This is a genomic window from Woronichinia naegeliana WA131, from assembly GCA_025370055.1.
GTDB classification, from domain to species: Bacteria; Cyanobacteriota; Cyanobacteriia; order Cyanobacteriales; family Microcystaceae; genus Woronichinia; species Woronichinia naegeliana.
The window spans coordinates 533,023-548,463 of record CP073041.1; the positions used below are offsets into that span (position 1 = coordinate 533,023).

12 protein-coding genes and 4 pseudogenes are annotated in these 15,441 nt (G+C 38.1%); 10 read left to right on the plus strand and 6 right to left on the minus strand.

Annotated elements, in window-relative coordinates; all coding sequences use genetic code 11:
* Positions 1 to 6: 6 nt before the first annotated feature.
* The 3 genes and pseudogenes from KA717_02810 to KA717_02820 all read right to left on the minus strand — a co-directional run bounded on the left by KA717_02810 (position 7) and on the right by KA717_02820 (position 1,040).
* Positions 7 to 285, minus strand: coding sequence for an HNH endonuclease (locus tag KA717_02810; protein UXE61881.1), 279 nt, complete (start codon positions 283 to 285; stop codon positions 7 to 9).
* A gap of 115 nt (positions 286 to 400) precedes the next feature.
* Positions 401 to 502: pseudogene (locus KA717_02815) on the minus strand (IS5/IS1182 family transposase).
* A 223-nt stretch (positions 503 to 725) separates the two neighbouring features.
* Positions 726 to 1,040 (minus strand): annotated as a pseudogene (locus tag KA717_02820) (IS4 family transposase).
* 212 nt (positions 1,041 to 1,252) lie between these two features.
* On the opposite strand from KA717_02820, the pseudogene KA717_02825 reads away from it, so the two are divergent.
* A pseudogene (locus KA717_02825) lies at positions 1,253 to 1,882 on the plus strand (IS630 family transposase).
* A 20-nt stretch (positions 1,883 to 1,902) separates the two neighbouring features.
* Here the strand turns inward: KA717_02825 and KA717_02830 are convergent.
* On the minus strand, positions 1,903 to 2,175 hold the full coding sequence (locus KA717_02830) for a hypothetical protein (GenBank protein ID UXE61882.1): 273 nt from the start codon (positions 2,173 to 2,175) through the stop codon (positions 1,903 to 1,905).
* 809 nt (positions 2,176 to 2,984) lie between these two features.
* Here KA717_02830 and ilvD point away from each other — a divergent pair.
* The 9 genes and pseudogenes from ilvD (at position 2,985) to KA717_02875 (ending at position 10,239) form a co-directional block, all read left to right on the plus strand.
* Complete coding sequence (gene ilvD, locus KA717_02835; protein ID UXE61883.1) at positions 2,985 to 4,670, plus strand: dihydroxy-acid dehydratase; 1,686 nt, start codon at positions 2,985 to 2,987, stop codon at positions 4,668 to 4,670.
* A 170-nt stretch (positions 4,671 to 4,840) separates the two neighbouring features.
* Positions 4,841 to 5,101, plus strand: coding sequence for a hypothetical protein (locus tag KA717_02840; protein UXE61884.1), 261 nt, complete (start codon positions 4,841 to 4,843; stop codon positions 5,099 to 5,101).
* A 186-nt stretch (positions 5,102 to 5,287) separates the two neighbouring features.
* Positions 5,288 to 5,878: an SIR2 family protein gene (locus KA717_02845; GenBank protein ID UXE61885.1), complete on the plus strand. Its 591-nt coding sequence runs from the start codon at positions 5,288 to 5,290 to the stop codon at positions 5,876 to 5,878.
* 237 nt (positions 5,879 to 6,115) lie between these two features.
* Positions 6,116 to 6,262 (plus strand): annotated as a pseudogene (locus KA717_02850) (ISAs1 family transposase).
* A 61-nt stretch (positions 6,263 to 6,323) separates the two neighbouring features.
* Entirely contained in the window at positions 6,324 to 7,538 is a 1,215-nt protein-coding gene (locus KA717_02855) for a hypothetical protein (protein ID UXE61886.1), read from the plus strand.
* Positions 7,539 to 7,551: 13 nt separating this feature from the next.
* Positions 7,552 to 8,544: a pentapeptide repeat-containing protein gene (locus KA717_02860; GenBank protein UXE64537.1), complete on the plus strand. Its 993-nt coding sequence runs from the start codon at positions 7,552 to 7,554 to the stop codon at positions 8,542 to 8,544.
* A gap of 32 nt (positions 8,545 to 8,576) precedes the next feature.
* Positions 8,577 to 9,017 carry a hypothetical protein gene (locus KA717_02865; protein UXE61887.1) on the plus strand — a complete coding sequence of 147 codons (441 nt, stop codon included), beginning with the start codon at positions 8,577 to 8,579 and terminating at the stop codon, positions 9,015 to 9,017.
* A 91-nt stretch (positions 9,018 to 9,108) separates the two neighbouring features.
* Positions 9,109 to 9,675, plus strand: a complete 567-nt coding sequence (locus tag KA717_02870; protein ID UXE61888.1) for a Uma2 family endonuclease — start codon at positions 9,109 to 9,111, stop codon at positions 9,673 to 9,675.
* Positions 9,676 to 9,828: 153 nt separating this feature from the next.
* Positions 9,829 to 10,239 carry a hypothetical protein gene (locus tag KA717_02875; protein UXE61889.1) on the plus strand — a complete coding sequence of 137 codons (411 nt, stop codon included), beginning with the start codon at positions 9,829 to 9,831 and terminating at the stop codon, positions 10,237 to 10,239.
* On the opposite strand, the gene KA717_02880 is transcribed toward KA717_02875, so the two are convergent.
* Together KA717_02880 and KA717_02885 are read right to left on the minus strand one after the other, a co-directional pair.
* Complete coding sequence (locus KA717_02880) at positions 10,240 to 14,121, minus strand: CHAT domain-containing protein (GenBank protein UXE61890.1); 3,882 nt, start codon at positions 14,119 to 14,121, stop codon at positions 10,240 to 10,242.
* Positions 14,118 to 15,440 (minus strand): ATP-binding protein, encoded by a 1,323-nt coding sequence (locus tag KA717_02885; protein ID UXE61891.1) that lies wholly within the window; start codon positions 15,438 to 15,440, stop codon positions 14,118 to 14,120. Before KA717_02885 ends, KA717_02880 begins: the two co-directional genes overlap by 4 nt.
* Between the last annotated feature and the right edge of the window lies 1 nt (position 15,441).

Sequence of the window (15,441 nt, forward strand, 5' to 3'; positions counted from 1 at the left end):
TTCAGACTAGGTAAAACGGCGACGAAAACGGGAGTCATGGTTAGAACCTTTACGACGATTACAGGCTTGACAGAGGGTTTGTAGGTTACTCAAATCATTACTGCCACCCTGGGCCAGCGAAATAATATGATCCACTTGCAAGCTAACTTCTCCCTGTTGCCGACCGCAGCTTTGACATTGATAGCGATCGCGTTGAAAAACGTAGTCTCGAACGGAGTCTGGAATTTTAATACGAGGCGTTTTTGTCATGATTTGTTGATTAAAGTAGCGGTTAAATATAACCACTTTATAATGCTAGACCCCATCCACTTTTGAGAAATCAAATTTTTTGCCCCTGGCCCCCAACTTTTGGGGGAAAAGAGTATAAAACGGATTAAGTCCCCCAGTATTGGGGGATTTAACGATTATCTTTAGCCGTTACTCCCACATCTCCCTCTTTTCCAGGCAATAGCTCTTTGATTCTTTCCCATTGGTCATCCCGTAACGCATAACGCCTTGTCATATTCACACCTGGACAGTGCGAAGTTTATGGATGCCAGATAAGGTAATGACTATGAGGACAAAGTAAGCATATCAGGGTTTGGAGAAGAGGCAAGTTTAGCGGCAAGGAATTTAGGCAAAAGCAGACTGGGTGGACTTTGGAGAAAAATCATTTGGGCTTGATGTTGGAGGGCTAGTTGAGCAATTCGTTCACTAGGATAGCCATGGGATGGTAGTCATTGGTGTCAACTTAAAGGAATGGGTTCCCAAATTTGCTGATTGAGAGCGGCCTTTTCTCGATGTCGCTTTCTCTCAGCTTTGACCAAACCAAATAACTTAGCACGTTCAGCCAGATAGGTTACTGTATCAGGCTTTTCTCCTCTAGCAATAGCCTTCGCTACATAGTATAGACTCCGAAACACCATCTCTACTGAGATTTTTTCTTTCGGTTGATTTAGAGCAATCGCCACTTCCCCTACCAATTGATTTAAGACCGTATAGAAAATCAAAGTGCAAATAATCTGGATTTGGACACCATTCTTATTCCCTACCCATAAATAGGGCTTGCTGAATAAGTATAGAACCCTTGCCAGATAATGCTTTCAAGCATTTTAAAAACGATCAGGTGCAAGGTTATGGCCTTTGGAGGCTCAAAGCCCATGCACGTCGTTGGAAAACTGGGGGTTGAAATTGGAAACAACTCTCTGAAGTCACCATTTTTCGCCTCCTGTGGCATCTAGGTTCGTTTTGTGGACTTTTTCAGCAGACCCTATTTAAAGAAAAATTTTATGAATATTTAAAAATAGCAAAAGAGTCACCAGAGCGTCTCCAGATATGGTTTTGGGATGAATCTGGATTTAGTTTGAGGGTGTTAAGACGTAAAAATTGGAGCAAAAAAGGAAAAAGAAAGAAAGTAAAAGGAAACAGAAGAAAAGGGAGAGTAAATGTAATGGGAGCGTTGAGATTCTCAGATAAAAAAACACGAGTAGAATTTCTAGAAAAAGGAACAGGAGAAAATTTTTTCAAGGTGTTGGAGGGATTTTATGAAGACATAAAAATGGAATGGGCAGAGCATGGTAATAAAATAGAGGAATTTGAAATAAAAGGTCCAAAAATAGTAATTATATTAGACAATGCAAGTATTCATAAAAAGAAAGAGTTTCTAGAGAAAATAAAAGAGAAAATGCCAAATTTAATAATAGAGTTTTTACCAGAGTATAGTCCAGACTATAACTTAATAGAGTTAGTATGGCATTCAGCAAAAGAGTTTATTGCCAATCGCCTATTTAAATCAATAGAAGAACTAGAAGAATTGCTTAACCGATTACTAAATCAGGGAGAGCTAGTTATCAATTGGGGGCGGAAGCTAAAAAAAAAAGGTAACGCTGTCAATGCAGTTTAGATGCTCAACAGCTTACGGCATCACAAAGTCGAAATTTGATAGGCTTCTTTATTGCTCTTTAATCTTATTCGTCTTGTTGTCAGCTTCTGACGCTTTGAGTTAACCAAACCTTGTAATTTATAGCCTTTCTCCATTACTTCGGGGAATATTTCTGGATATTTCTCCCTCATTTTATCTAGGTAAGCTCGATACTCCTTCGGACTTCGTACTAGGTCTTCATACTCTACTCCTTCCTCTATCGGGAGACAGATTGTTTTGTCTCCTGCTATACCTCTTTTCTTTCTTGATGACATTCTTTTTTCTCTCCACTTCTCTTTTCCTTTATTTTACCTCAGACACAAACTCTTGCGGAATCAGGAACGAATAATAAATGTGTTTCCACAGATTCAGAACACTACCAGAGAATCGCTTATTTTGCCATTTCTTGGCTCCTCTTCCCACAAATATTATTTTTTGTCTTCATAACCTGCTGAACGTGGGTTAGGATTGGCGATCGCCGAATTTTCCTTGAACAAAGGACAAAAAACGTTTGACAATAGATATAGTCGAATCATCTAATCACGGAATAACGTAGTTTAACGGGGTTAATCAGAGTAAAACAATAAGCCTCAAAAGATTTTTGCTGATAGGCACTTCCCACTTTTTGCTATAATCGTTGTCAATCTTCAATTCGCGTAGGTTGCGCGATTGTTGGGATTAACAAGTGCTTATACGTCACAACTCGGTTCTCAGTTCGGGACTCTTACAGAGGCTCGCCCTGGGGAGCAGTTTATCAAAGATAATGGGGTCGTATTGCACTCAAATACCAATATTGCCGAAAGTGTCCTGCAAGGATGGGGAATATTGAAATCCCCCGTTTTCTTGAGTTTTTAAGAAAGCATTCTGGTAGAACGGACTCGGAAGTTTTTGGATAATTTGGCTCCTTTGCAGGGTCAATTACTAGAAGCGACAACGGACAAAGGCAAGTCCCAGACCCTAGAACCAAGGAAGCGCAAGCCTCCATCGGTCAATCAGGGAGCGAATATAAAGCAGTTGACACTGTTTAACTTCGGTTAACTCCGTTTTCTGTGTGCCTCTAGTTTGCTCTAACAGGGAGAACCCTATGTCAGAAAATTTGAGAAGTCGGGTCGTTACCCAGGGAACTCAACGTAGTCCCAACCGTGCCATGTTACGGGCTGTTGGTTTTGGCGATGATGATTTTACGAAGCCCATTGTCGGGGTTGCCAACGGTTACAGTACCATTACCCCCTGCAACATGGGTATTAACGATCTGGCAAAACGGGCTGAATTGGGTTTAAAGCAGGCGGGAGCCATGCCCCAAATGTTCGGGACAATCACCATTAGCGATGGCATTTCCATGGGAACAGAAGGGATGAAATATTCCCTGGTTTCCCGTGAAGTGATTGCCGACTCCATTGAAACCGCTTGCAATGGGCAAAGTATGGACGGTGTAATTGCGATCGGCGGTTGTGATAAAAATATGCCTGGGGCAATGATTGCGATCGCCCGTATGAATATCCCCGCCATTTTTGTCTATGGAGGCACGATTAAGCCAGGTCACTACGAAGGCAAAGATTTAACCGTTGTCAGTTCATTTGAAGCCGTCGGTCAATTTAGTGCAGGTAAAATTTCGGAAGAAACGCTCTACGGTATCGAGCGTAATGCCTGTCCTGGGGCGGGTTCCTGCGGGGGAATGTTTACCGCCAATACCATGTCTTCCGCCTTTGAAGTGATGGGGATGAGTTTACCCTATTCTTCCACTATGGCTGCCGAAGATGCCGAAAAAGCGGATAGTACGGAAGAGTCGGCAAAAGTGCTGGTAGAAGCGATTCGTAAACAAATTCTGCCCAGTCAAATCCTGACCCGTAAAGCCTTTGAAAATGCGATCGCTGTAATCATGGCGATCGGCGGTTCCACTAACGCTGTATTACATCTATTGGCGATCGCTCAAACGATGGGAGTTGAACTTAATCTGGACGATTTTGAAACCATTCGCCACAAAGTGCCTGTGTTGTGTGATTTGAAACCTTCGGGAAAATATGTCGCAACGAATTTGCATCAGGCGGGCGGTATTCCCCAGGTGATGAAAATGCTGTTAGTCCATGGCTTATTACACGGCGATGCACTCACCATTTCAGGTCAAACAGTGGCAGAGGTATTAAAAGATATTCCTGAAGAACCCCTAGCCAATCAAGATGTCATTCGTCCCTGGAGCAATCCTGTTTATCAAGAAGGTCACTTAGCAGTCCTTAAAGGTAATCTGGCGATCGAGGGTTCTGTTGCCAAAATTAGCGGTGTTAAAAATCCCCAAATCACTGGCCCTGCTAGGGTTTTTGAGTCGGAAGAAGATTGTTTAGCGGCAATTTTAGCGAACAAAATTCAAGCAGGTGATGTAATTGTTGTCCGTTATGAGGGCCCCAAAGGTGGGCCAGGGATGCGCGAAATGTTGGCTCCCACTTCTGCGATTATTGGTGCAGGTTTAGGGGATTCGGTTGGTCTGATTACCGATGGTCGTTTTTCGGGCGGAACCTATGGCATGGTGGTTGGTCACGTTGCCCCAGAAGCCTTTGTTGGTGGCAATATTGCCCTGATTAAGGAAGGGGATTCGATCACCATTGATGCAGCCAAACGGCTTTTGCAGTTGAATATTAGTGAGGGAGAATTAGCCCAACGTCGTGCCAATTGGCAAGCTCCTAACCCCCGTTATACAAAAGGGATTTTAGGCAAGTATGCAAAGTTAGTTTCTTCCAGTAGCTTGGGAGCCGTAACAGATTTAGATTTGTTCTAAGCGATCATTTTAAAGGCTCTCTTTAGGTTAGACTTGTAATGGATAACAACACGAGAGCCTTAGATCATTTGGTATTTCATGTTTAAAAATAACTAAATTGACATAAATATGAACATTAATGAATTTATTTCAAATTACAAAATCATCCCGTACTCTTCATTGGAACGGGGATGTCCTTAAGATACCTCAAAAATTCATATAGGTGGAATGATTTGTTAAGCAAAATCGCTCATGATCTAAAAGGGAATGATAGATATTATTTGGATATAAAATCATCTTGCCAAGAAAATGGAAAGTATAAATTTGAAAAAATAGCATCTCTATTGGAGGAAGATTTTAACAACCAATTAAAAAATAATGAAAGCAATGATGTATTTGAAAAGATTAATACGATTTTTTTTACAAGAACATGGAAAAAGATATTAACATAAGTAGATTTAAAATCTACATATCGGAACTATTATCTTCGATTGATTTCAAGGAAGATATGGTAGAGGAGATCGCTGAACTCAAAAAAATACGCAAGAATATCGGCTCAATCATTACAACAAACTATGACAAATTTATTGAAAGTGTATTTGAATTTAATCCTTTAATTGGTAATTGGGAACAATATTTTGTTAAGTAACCCTTATGGATCCGTCTATAAAATACATGGTTGTGTTTCAGACATTCAAAATATTATTATTACGGAAGAAGACTATGAACGCTTTGACAAAAGATATGAATTGATAAGAGCGCAACTTTTATCTCTATTTATTCATAATCCTATTATATTTATTGGATACAGTATTAGTGATGTAAATATAAAAAATATTCTAAAAACTATTTTTATGTGTATAGAACCTAACTCAAAAAATGCAGAGAGAATTAGAAAAAACTTTCTTCTAGTTGAGCATCAAAAAGACTCTATTTCCGAAGAAATCCGTGAACATGACATTGATATCGAAGGATTTGGAACAATAAGGATTAACAAAAGAAAAACAGATAACTACGAGATTATTTACAAGTCTTTGTCGAATTTACATCTATCTGTTTCTGCTATGGATGTTAGAAAGGTTCAAGATGTTTTTAAAGAAATTAAAACTGGTGGTGAAATAAAAGTGAGTATTACAGACGATTTAGAGACTCTTAAAAATGGCGAAAAGGTGCTTGCGATTGGCTCAATAAACAATAAAAATATGAGTTCAATACTGCATCAGAAATGATGTCAATTTACTTTAAAATAGTAGATGAAGACAATTAACAAATTCTAACGCAAATAAACAAGTATAATATTACAAAAACACAGTATTTTCCTATGCTTGGATTTAGTCTGATTAGTGATAAAATTGAAAAAGAAATGGTTGACAAACTTAAAAAACAGCAAGTAGAAAGGCTAAACAATTCAAAACAATCAACAAATAAAGCTGCAAAAAATAAACACACCACAAGATACTCTTCCTTTAACTGACTTTCAAGCTATTAGTAATTTGTCAATTCTCCAAACTATAGCTCTTAATCTTTTCAGAGGATTAGGCTTTTTATTCATTACAAAGGGGCAAAGATGGCTTGACAAAAGGTGGTTCAGGCTTTGTGATTTGTTAGAATGAAACAGCCCTAACCTGTCCTAGGGAGTTGACTTGATCTGTTTTAGATCTGACCGAGGAAATCATGTCCTTATCACCTGACTTATTAGCCCAAGCGGCTCGCTATTTAGAACAGCACGACGAAACTCAGAGAATCCAGAAGCTAATTTTCTGTCTCTGTAAAAAGTATTGGGAAAATGATCCGAATGTTCTCAACAGTATTCCGCTTCAACAGCTACTTCAGGAGCTAGTGCAAATTAGACCGACGAAGGAACAGTTAACCTTTTCGATGTACAAATTGGTTAAAACCCTTAACCGTCAGGGGATTTATACGGTAGTGGCGAAGGTGATTCTCGATCAAATGGAGCCAATCTATGCAGAAAGACTAACGGAAGGCCAAGTTCCGCCCAATACGATTGATGTTGAGGTTAAAGCGAACAGTTCTGTTACCCAATGTGGTTTATCACCGCCGCTCTCCCCCCAGACGACGGTTCTTGATCCCAACTTTTTAGCGGAACGGATTACTCAAACCTTGGCCCAGCATTCGGAACAAGTGCGGATTAAAAAATTGATGTTTGCAGTGGGTAGAGGTTATTGGGAAAATGACCTGAATACAATTGACAATTATGGGTTTACCCATTTGGTGGCCGATCTGCGTAAGACTTTTCCCACTAAAGGAGAACTGCAATTTGGTTTTAATGCCATTGTCCAGAATATTAATAAAGCGTCTCTTTATCAGGCGATCGCAAATCTGATTTTAAAACAGATGGATTGTCTCTACGAAGAACTGGCTGAAGTAATTGATGAGGAGGAAAATGAAAATGCCTCTACCCTAAGTACCATAATCCGACCGGTGGAGAATTTATCGATCCGTCAATCTTCTCCATCCCATGAAGCAACAGCGATTATTGAATTTCCGCGTTCCAATCCAGATGAATCATCTGTCACTGTTTTAGAATCGTCAAAAGGTGGGCAATCTAAGGACGCGATCGCCATTCCCAAGGACTACAATCTTTTTGAATTGCGTTTAGAGATCATGCAGAATACCAATCCTTTACGGGCTAAGATCCTACTCTTTTCTATCTGTTGTCATCCCTGGGATAATAGTGGTCAGGATTGGTCAACCCTCAGAAGTTATGGGTTAGATGATTTAATAGAACAAGTTATCCTCAGCAGGCAGTCCATTGGTGACATTGACCGAAAACTCCATCGCCAAGTAGCATCTCTCAAGAACTCAGAAGACTATACTCAAAGTGTCGCCGCGCTTCTCCAAACTCTAAAATCCGTTTGTCCATCTTAATCAAGAGGTTGTGATGCAAAACAATGAATTGCTCAAGGCCTACCATCAAGGTGAAAGAAACTTTGGAGGGCTAAAACTTCAGGGTATTAACCTCGGTGGAGCCGATTTAATCGAAATTATTTTTTCGGAATCCAATCTCTACGGGGCGAATTTTCTCTTTGCCTATTTGAATCGAGCTAATTTATCCCAGTCCAATCTGGCCGGAGCCAATTTGAGTGGAGCGAGTTTAAACCAAGCCGATTTGAGTGGAGCCGATTTAAGGAATGCTATGCTTCATGGAGCCTTAATGCAAAATGCGATTCTACGAGATAGTGATGGCACCTTGGCAATATTGACGGATGCTAATTTAATTGGAGCCGATTTGCGGGGAGCCGATTTAAGTGGGGCAATTTTGACCGGAGCTTGTCTGCGTGGGGCCAATATGCGTCAGGAAAAGAAAAGTTACTATACTAATTTGCAGGCCATCAACCTTGTCAAAGCTGATTTACAAGGAGCCAATATGAAAGGTGTGGATCTGAGTCGAGCTAATCTGAGTGGAGCCAATCTGCAAGGGACAAATCTGAGGAGTGCCGATCTTCAAAAAGCAGATTTAACTAATGCCAATCTCAAAGGAGCATTTTTAAACGATGCCAATTTATCGGGCGCAAAATTGGTGGGTGCAAACTTAATTAATGCTACCTTTGTTAGAGTTAGAATGCCCTATGCCGAGTTAATGGGAGTGAATGCTCAAGGGGCAATTATGACCCATGTGGGTTTAAGTCAAGCTAATTTGAGTCAGGCGAATTTTAAGTTAACCCGAATGAACAATGCTGATCTGAGCAGGGCTAATCTATCGGGAGCCAATTTCACAGAAGCAGAGTTGACAGAGGCTTTTCTCGCTAGAGCAAATTTAAACGGAGCAAATTTTACCGAGGCGACACTTTTAAGAGCAGATTTAATGAGTGCAAACTTAATGGGAGCTAATTTTAAAGGAGCAATGATGCCCGATGGTAGAATCCATAACTAGGATAAAATCACTGGCAGGAGATGGGGCCAACCATGCAATTTATCTTTTATCTTTTACTGACAGCGATCGCCTATGTGATCTGTTTAGTGAAATTAAAGGGTCGGACAGAACAGGAACAGATTGGCTCAACACCAGTTTTCTTTAATACGTTGATCTTCTTTGGTATCTTTGAATTTTATTTTCTCAAATCGCTGTTCAGCAATCCTGGATTTCATTTGTTTGGTATTGTCATTTCTTTGACCTTATCTCTCTCTATCTATTTTTATCTAAAAAGTCTGAAAAAAGATGTAGAATCTATTTTCTATAAATTAATTAATCAAGGTGAGGGTAAAGTGAGCATCCTAACTTTTATGCAGCGCACTGAATTATCCCAGGAAGAAGCAACTGCGTTTTTAGAGCAAAAAATAGCACAACACCAGGGAGATAGCTACGAAACTTTAGGCAATATTTACTATGAGTTTTACAATTGGTGAAAGGGCAAAGAATATTTAACAGAAATAATACCTTAATTAACCGCTCCAAATTACCATTTACCATCATTATAAAGTCAGGGGAGTATTACCAATGAAGGCTCTTACTCTAGTGTTAGAACCTCTCTATACACTCAACAATCAAACATTTCAAGAGCTTTGTGCGGTCAATCCAGACCTCAAGTTAGAACGAACTGAGCAAGGAGAGTTAGTGATTATGCCACCGACGGGAGGAGAAACAGGACGGCAAAATAGTCAGTTAAATTTTCAGTTACAACTTTGGAATCAACAATATCAATTAGGCGAAGTTTTTGATTCTTCGACAGGGTTCATTTTACCCAATGGTGCAACTAGATCGCCTGATGTTGCTTGGGTTAAAAAATCTCGATGGGCAGCCCTAACATTAGAACAACAAGAAAAGTTTTTACCGCTTTGTCCTGATTTTGTGATTGAGTTAGTTTCTCCCAGGGATGCTCTCGAAAAAGTTCGTTATAAAATGAGAGAGTATCAAGTCAATGGTTGTCGTTTGGGTTGGTTAATCAATCGTCAGAACAGACAAATTGAGATTTATCGTCCTAATTTTGATGCGGAAGTTTTAGATTTACCAGTAACGATTTCGGGTGAAAATATTTTGGAAAATTTTACAATTGAACTTTTATAGTTTCTCGGTTTTTAGATTCAGCCAAAGCTAGAAGAAGAGAGAGTAAACTATGATCACCGCTCATCCATAAAAAAGCGATCGCTTTTTTATCGTAGTTTGTTATTCTCAAGGGCAATCAATGGGATAATATGAAAAAGGAACTTATCAAAGGTAATGACTATGACAGAGACAATCCAGTTAACATCAGAACAAATTGCTAAGTATCGCGTTGAACTAGCAGATAATTCTGATTTTTTGGCAGCACTTGATGTAATCGAAGAATGGGATGGAGATTTGGCCGATGCGGCTGAATCCATTGCGACTCGTAACAGTATCGAAGGAGTGGAGGATAATGCTGATATGCGTTGGTTTGTTATTGTTCTCCAAAAATGTCGTGGTTACATCTGTCAGCCGAAATATGAAAGGTTGAGAGAAAAATATTTACCTGCTCTTATACCTCCTTTAACAGATTTTATCGCGGGAGCTTTTATGTGTCCTCCAGGGGGCAGGGATTTTATTGGCTCCTATTGCACTTTATACTCAAGAAAAAGGAATGGAGAAGTTTTGCCAAATTTCCACCGATGACTAAACTCCTGTAGCGATAAAACCCGCCCAATAATAGGGGTTGGCGAAAGGATAAGGGTGATCGCGGTAAATTTGTTTAATTGATGTTTTAAAAATCAACCCTTTTCTTCGAGAAAACTGAGATGAAATTTGAGGTTGTAATCTATCTAATTCCTGTTTAAATTCTTCAATTGTTAAATTTCTTAGCCAATTTTGTGCTTTATTCAAAGCAAGTGGTACAGAAATTTGTTGATTTTTATTTAATAAAATCTCATAAAATTTAATCATTAAAAATGTGGTTGCTAAATCATTGACAGTCCATAGGCTACTAATAACACTAGAACTCCCTGCAAAAATACAAGCAGTGGAAATACTAAGACATTCATCACTAGGAGATTGAAAATCAATTAATCCAGTTTCACAAGCTGAAAAAACAATCAATGGATTTTGTTTCAAGTCTAGCTCAAAAATTTCGCCTAATGTTAAAGATTCTCTGTTAGATAATAATAAAGCAGATTCAAATGGATTATTTAGGTTAAATTGACTATGACAAGAGAAATGAATACAATCAATGTCTGAAGATTTTAGGGAAGAAATAACATTGGTTTTAGTAGCATTATCGTGAGAAATAATTTCACTGTGAGAAAAGAAGGTTGAAATAATGTTACCCTCTAGATCCGAAAATATTAAATCATTGGTTAGGTTTTGAATGGATAATAAGCGAGTTAATTTATTAAATCGACGTTGTTTTTGGATTTGTAATAATTGACAACTAGGGGCATATTGAACATTATATTTATCTTGTAAAATGTGGTTATATTCAATAGGGAAGGCATGAATCGGTAAGATATGTAAATAACGATGAGGAATAATAATTAAACAGTTACAAGTATCTGGAATGAGTGCCAGAATATCATTAATGTGAAGGGTATCCGCAAAAGTTTGTAAGAGGTTAGGAAGTTGGTTTATCCATTCTCTTTTGCCATCCTTATAATAGTAGTAAAGCTGAATATAATTATTAACATCATCAATAAATTTATCCATATCATACTCTGATGATTCCCAATATTTAATATCCCCATCAGCAGACACTACAAAAGCTAATATTTTCTCACCTGTAATATACCATTGTAATAAACAAGTTTCAGCGTCGGTTAAAGCCTGAATATTCTCAAAGGGAATAGGTTCAACTATTTGAGTCCGCTTGAAGTTAGGATCAATAGGGGTGATTTTTTGATCAATAAAGTCTTCCCAAGCTTGCCGATATTCTCTGAGATGGCTATTATCAGAGATGTAGGGGGTTAATTTGTCATTAATGCTGATATTCTGGTTAATACTGCGACTTTGTAAGCGGATTTGTTCATTAACCCATAGTTGGCGTAATTCATCGAGTTTTTCAATTATTTCTTGACTAACCCCTTGCGGTTTGACATTTTTCTGCGTCATCAATTCCACAAGGTTTCGCGCTTTACTGTGTTCAATGTATTCTAATGCTTTCTCCGGTTGATTGAGTTTAAGATGCGCCAGTACAATGCGATGAAAAACATCAATAGCATTAGAGAGGGTTTCTTGGCGACTTTGGGGGTTAGTTGCCTCTAGTAGCGTATTTTCTACCGCTTCAATGGCGACATGATAAGCTTCTGTGGCAGGTTGCCACTGCTTTTCACTGTAATGAAGTTTGCCTAAATTGTGAGCAGTTTCTAAACATTTAAGGGGCAAATCCTCTACTGTGTAAATTTTGAGGGCATTATGATAACAATTAATGGCTTTTTCTGAATTCTCAAATCTATCGCCTCTAATTCTGTCAGCGTAAGCATTAGCGAGATTATTTTGTGTTTCTGCCCAATCTTGGGGAAAATCATAAAAAGTTCTCACTTTCAGGGCATTTTTAAAATAAGCGATCGCCATTTCTAAATTTTTAGCTTTATCGCCTCTGATTCTGTATAAGTACACATTAGCGAGATTATTTTGTGTTTCTGCCCAATCTTGGGGAAAATCATAAAAAGTTCTCACTTTCAGGGCATTTTCGCAATAAGCGATCGCCATTTCTAAATTATCAGCTTTATCCCCTCTGATTCTTTCACGATAAGCAGTAGCAAGATTATTTTGTGTTTCTGCCCAATCAACAGAAAATGAGTCAAAAGTCCTCACATGAAGGGCTTGATGGTAACAAGTGATCGCCATTTCTAAATTATCAGCTTTATCCCCTCTGATTCTTTCACGATAAGCAGTAGCAAGATTATTTTGTGTTTCTGCCCAATCAACAGGAAATGAGTCAAAAGTCCTCACATGAAGGGCTTGATGGTAACAAGCGATCGCCATTTCTAAATTATCAGCTTTATCGCCTCTGATTCTGTATGAGTAAGCAAGAGCGATATTATTTTGTGTTTCTGCCCAATCAACAGGAAATGAGTCAAAAGTCCTCACACGAAGGGCTTGATGGTAACAAGCGATCGCAATTTCTAAATTATCAGCTTTATCGCCTCTGATTCTATTACTGTAAGCAGTAGCGAGATTATTCTGTATAGTTGCCCATTGTTCAGGAAAGGCTTCACGGGTATAAACTTCTAATGACAGGTTATAAGCTGCGATGGCTAACTCTAGATTATCTGCCCTTTCACCTCTGATGCGATTCCTATAAGCAGCACCCAGATTATTTTGTGTCCTCGCCCAATCTTGAGGAAAGGCTTCACGGGTATAAACTTCTAATGACAGGTTATAAACTGCGATGGCTAACTCTAGATTATCTGCCCTTTCCCCTCTGATGCGATCACTATAAGCTAACCCCAGATTATTTTGTGTCCTTGCCCATTCATAAGGAAATGCTTCACAAGTATAAACTTCTAATGACAGGTTATAAGCTGCGATGGCTAACTCTAGATTATCTGCCCTTTCCCCTCTGATGCGATATAGATAAGCATTCCCCAGATTATTTTGTAATATTGCCCAATATTCAGAAAAAGCTTCACGGGTATATACTTCTAAAAGGGTTTGATAGCCTGTAATAGCAATTTCCACATTATTAGCCCGACTTCCCAAAGGAAAATTTGTAATATCAATACATAAATTTTGAATCACCCCGGCAATAACTGCCACCTGTTCTGTCTTTCCTTCAGAAAAAAAATTTCTAGCCCATTGTTGCAACAGTTGAGCAAAAGTATTATCTAACAGATGTTGACCCCGTTGCAGGATAGGATAAACTACTTTAGGGTCACTATTACTCTCATATTCAGCCTCTAAAATTTCTTGAAGAAAAGGTAAATAATTTCTAGTAATATCTGGCAATTCTTGAGAATTTACAGAAGATTTATCTGGATTTTTTACTTGATTTTCTTTATTTAGGTAAGATAAGATAATATTATCAGATCGAAGTAAATTAACATATTTATCAACAGGAAATTTAAAAACTCCAGAACGCCAATCGAAAAAATCAGGGGCACGACGAACTAAATATTTTAAAATATACTCTCTTACCAGAAAAACTAAACAGAGATTAAAATCATCTCTAAATCTTTCTCTTTGCCAATTAAGATGACTTAGCAATGGAGGAAAATTAGCTACTTGATAAGATCTTTCCTTTTCCTTAATAATAGCTTTGATATAGGGTTCTAAAGGTTTCTCAAGTCCTGTAATTAATAAAATATCAATAGGTTTTTCTTGGGTTTTTGATTGAATTAGATCATAGAGGTTATAAGTTGATTGATTAATCTCTATAATATCAATACTTTTATCTGATATATCTTGCTTGATTTTTTCAATAATCCAAGATTGTTGAACAGGAGTACATTGAACAAATAAAATACCAAACCCTTCTCTCCAACTTAAATCTAGCTTGAGAGTTAAATAGGTTTCCCGTTCATCTTCTCTGAGTGTTTTATCAAATTGAGTCAGCAGTCTAGTCATGGTCTAATAAATTTTATAGCTTCTTGAAACTCAGAAGTTCCCTCTAGTAAGGGATGCACATCATACCAGCGTACCGGATTACCTTGTTGATTAAAATCTCGGTATTCCAATACACAACGACGGAACAATAAATCACGGTATTCTTCCTCATTAGGAAGATTTTTAGATAGATAAACTTGAGCCAATTTTTCCCATTCCTCTGAATCGACTGAACTGCGATAAGTTGCATCCGTAGCTTCATTAATAGCGCGATTAACCGCCTTTTCTGTAATGGGTAAACCACCCGATTGACGGATTGCAGTTTGCATTAATAGCATCATTTCACGAACATGGCCACCCGTCATTTTACAGAGGTTAATGCGGGTTGCTTCTTTTTCAAAAATTTGGGCATCTATGTTGATTGTTGGATCAATTAAATGCACCCTTTTTTCAATAATTTCTTTCATTTTATTTAAGCCATTTATATATAACTGATTATGACGATCTTTTACCATAATCATCGGTAATATTTGAGGTGTAGCATAAATATTGCGTAATTGTGTAGCCTGACTAGAATAAGCCAAGGCAATAGGAACAGTATAAACAACGTGACAATTTAAAGAGGTTAACTGACTACTATAATTAATAAAAATCTCATCATGGCTAGTTCTTCCATTACCTTTATCTATAGGAATAATTCTATCTAAATTATCAGCAATAACCACTAATTTAGACTTTTCACTTGGTAATTTCTTTTGAGCGACTTCAATAAATTCATTTAAAGCGTCAATTAAAGAAATACTGTATAACTCAACTTGTTTTCTAATAGTTTCGCGGGTGCTTGGAATGCGCCGTAAACTCGCCGTTAATTTGGCAAAAACATTGATTTGAGATTCGATGGAGAGTTGACTAAATTCAACTTCAGATAAAGCTAAATCTTTTAATTCTTCCCACCGAGACTGTAACCATTTTAAGACAGAATTGGGAACAGCATAGTCTTTAAGTTTTTCTAAAATATTACGGGTACAAGCTAAGAGAACATCGGTATATTGAGCATCCAATTCATCAATATCTCCGTCAGTTGCGGGAAAATAGACGACAAAACAACCATTTTTGTTTAAATAGTCTTCAAGACGCAATAATTCCGTTGATTTTCCTACACCCCGATGACCTGTATAAAGTTGACAAGTAGGCTCATCTGATAGCAAAATTGTATTACCAATTTCTTGAAAAATATTTTCATCTCCTCGCACCTCACTACAATTAACATAGGCGCGATCACCCGCAGGTAGAGGTTTAAATGGGTGAAAAGAGTTATAGATTCTGGGAATTAGATTCATA

What these genes read in the sequence shown, in the direction of transcription:
- KA717_02885 (UXE61891.1), bottom strand. Translation starts at nt 15,440, where the DNA reads ATGAATCTAATTCCCAGAATCTATAACTCTTTTCACCCATTTAAACCT.
- KA717_02860 (UXE64537.1), top strand. Translation starts at nt 7,552, where the DNA reads ATGCAAAACAATGAATTGCTCAAGGCCTACCATCAAGGTGAAAGAAAC.
- KA717_02865 (UXE61887.1), top strand. Translation starts at nt 8,577, where the DNA reads ATGCAATTTATCTTTTATCTTTTACTGACAGCGATCGCCTATGTGATC.
- KA717_02875 (UXE61889.1), top strand. Translation starts at nt 9,829, where the DNA reads ATGACTATGACAGAGACAATCCAGTTAACATCAGAACAAATTGCTAAG.
- KA717_02840 (UXE61884.1), top strand. Translation starts at nt 4,841, where the DNA reads ATGTCCTTAAGATACCTCAAAAATTCATATAGGTGGAATGATTTGTTA.
- KA717_02855 (UXE61886.1), top strand. Translation starts at nt 6,324, where the DNA reads ATGTCCTTATCACCTGACTTATTAGCCCAAGCGGCTCGCTATTTAGAA.
- ilvD (UXE61883.1), top strand. Translation starts at nt 2,985, where the DNA reads ATGTCAGAAAATTTGAGAAGTCGGGTCGTTACCCAGGGAACTCAACGT.
- KA717_02870 (UXE61888.1), top strand. Translation starts at nt 9,109, where the DNA reads ATGAAGGCTCTTACTCTAGTGTTAGAACCTCTCTATACACTCAACAAT.
- KA717_02830 (UXE61882.1), bottom strand. Translation starts at nt 2,175, where the DNA reads ATGTCATCAAGAAAGAAAAGAGGTATAGCAGGAGACAAAACAATCTGT.
- KA717_02880 (UXE61890.1), bottom strand. Translation starts at nt 14,121, where the DNA reads ATGACTAGACTGCTGACTCAATTTGATAAAACACTCAGAGAAGATGAA.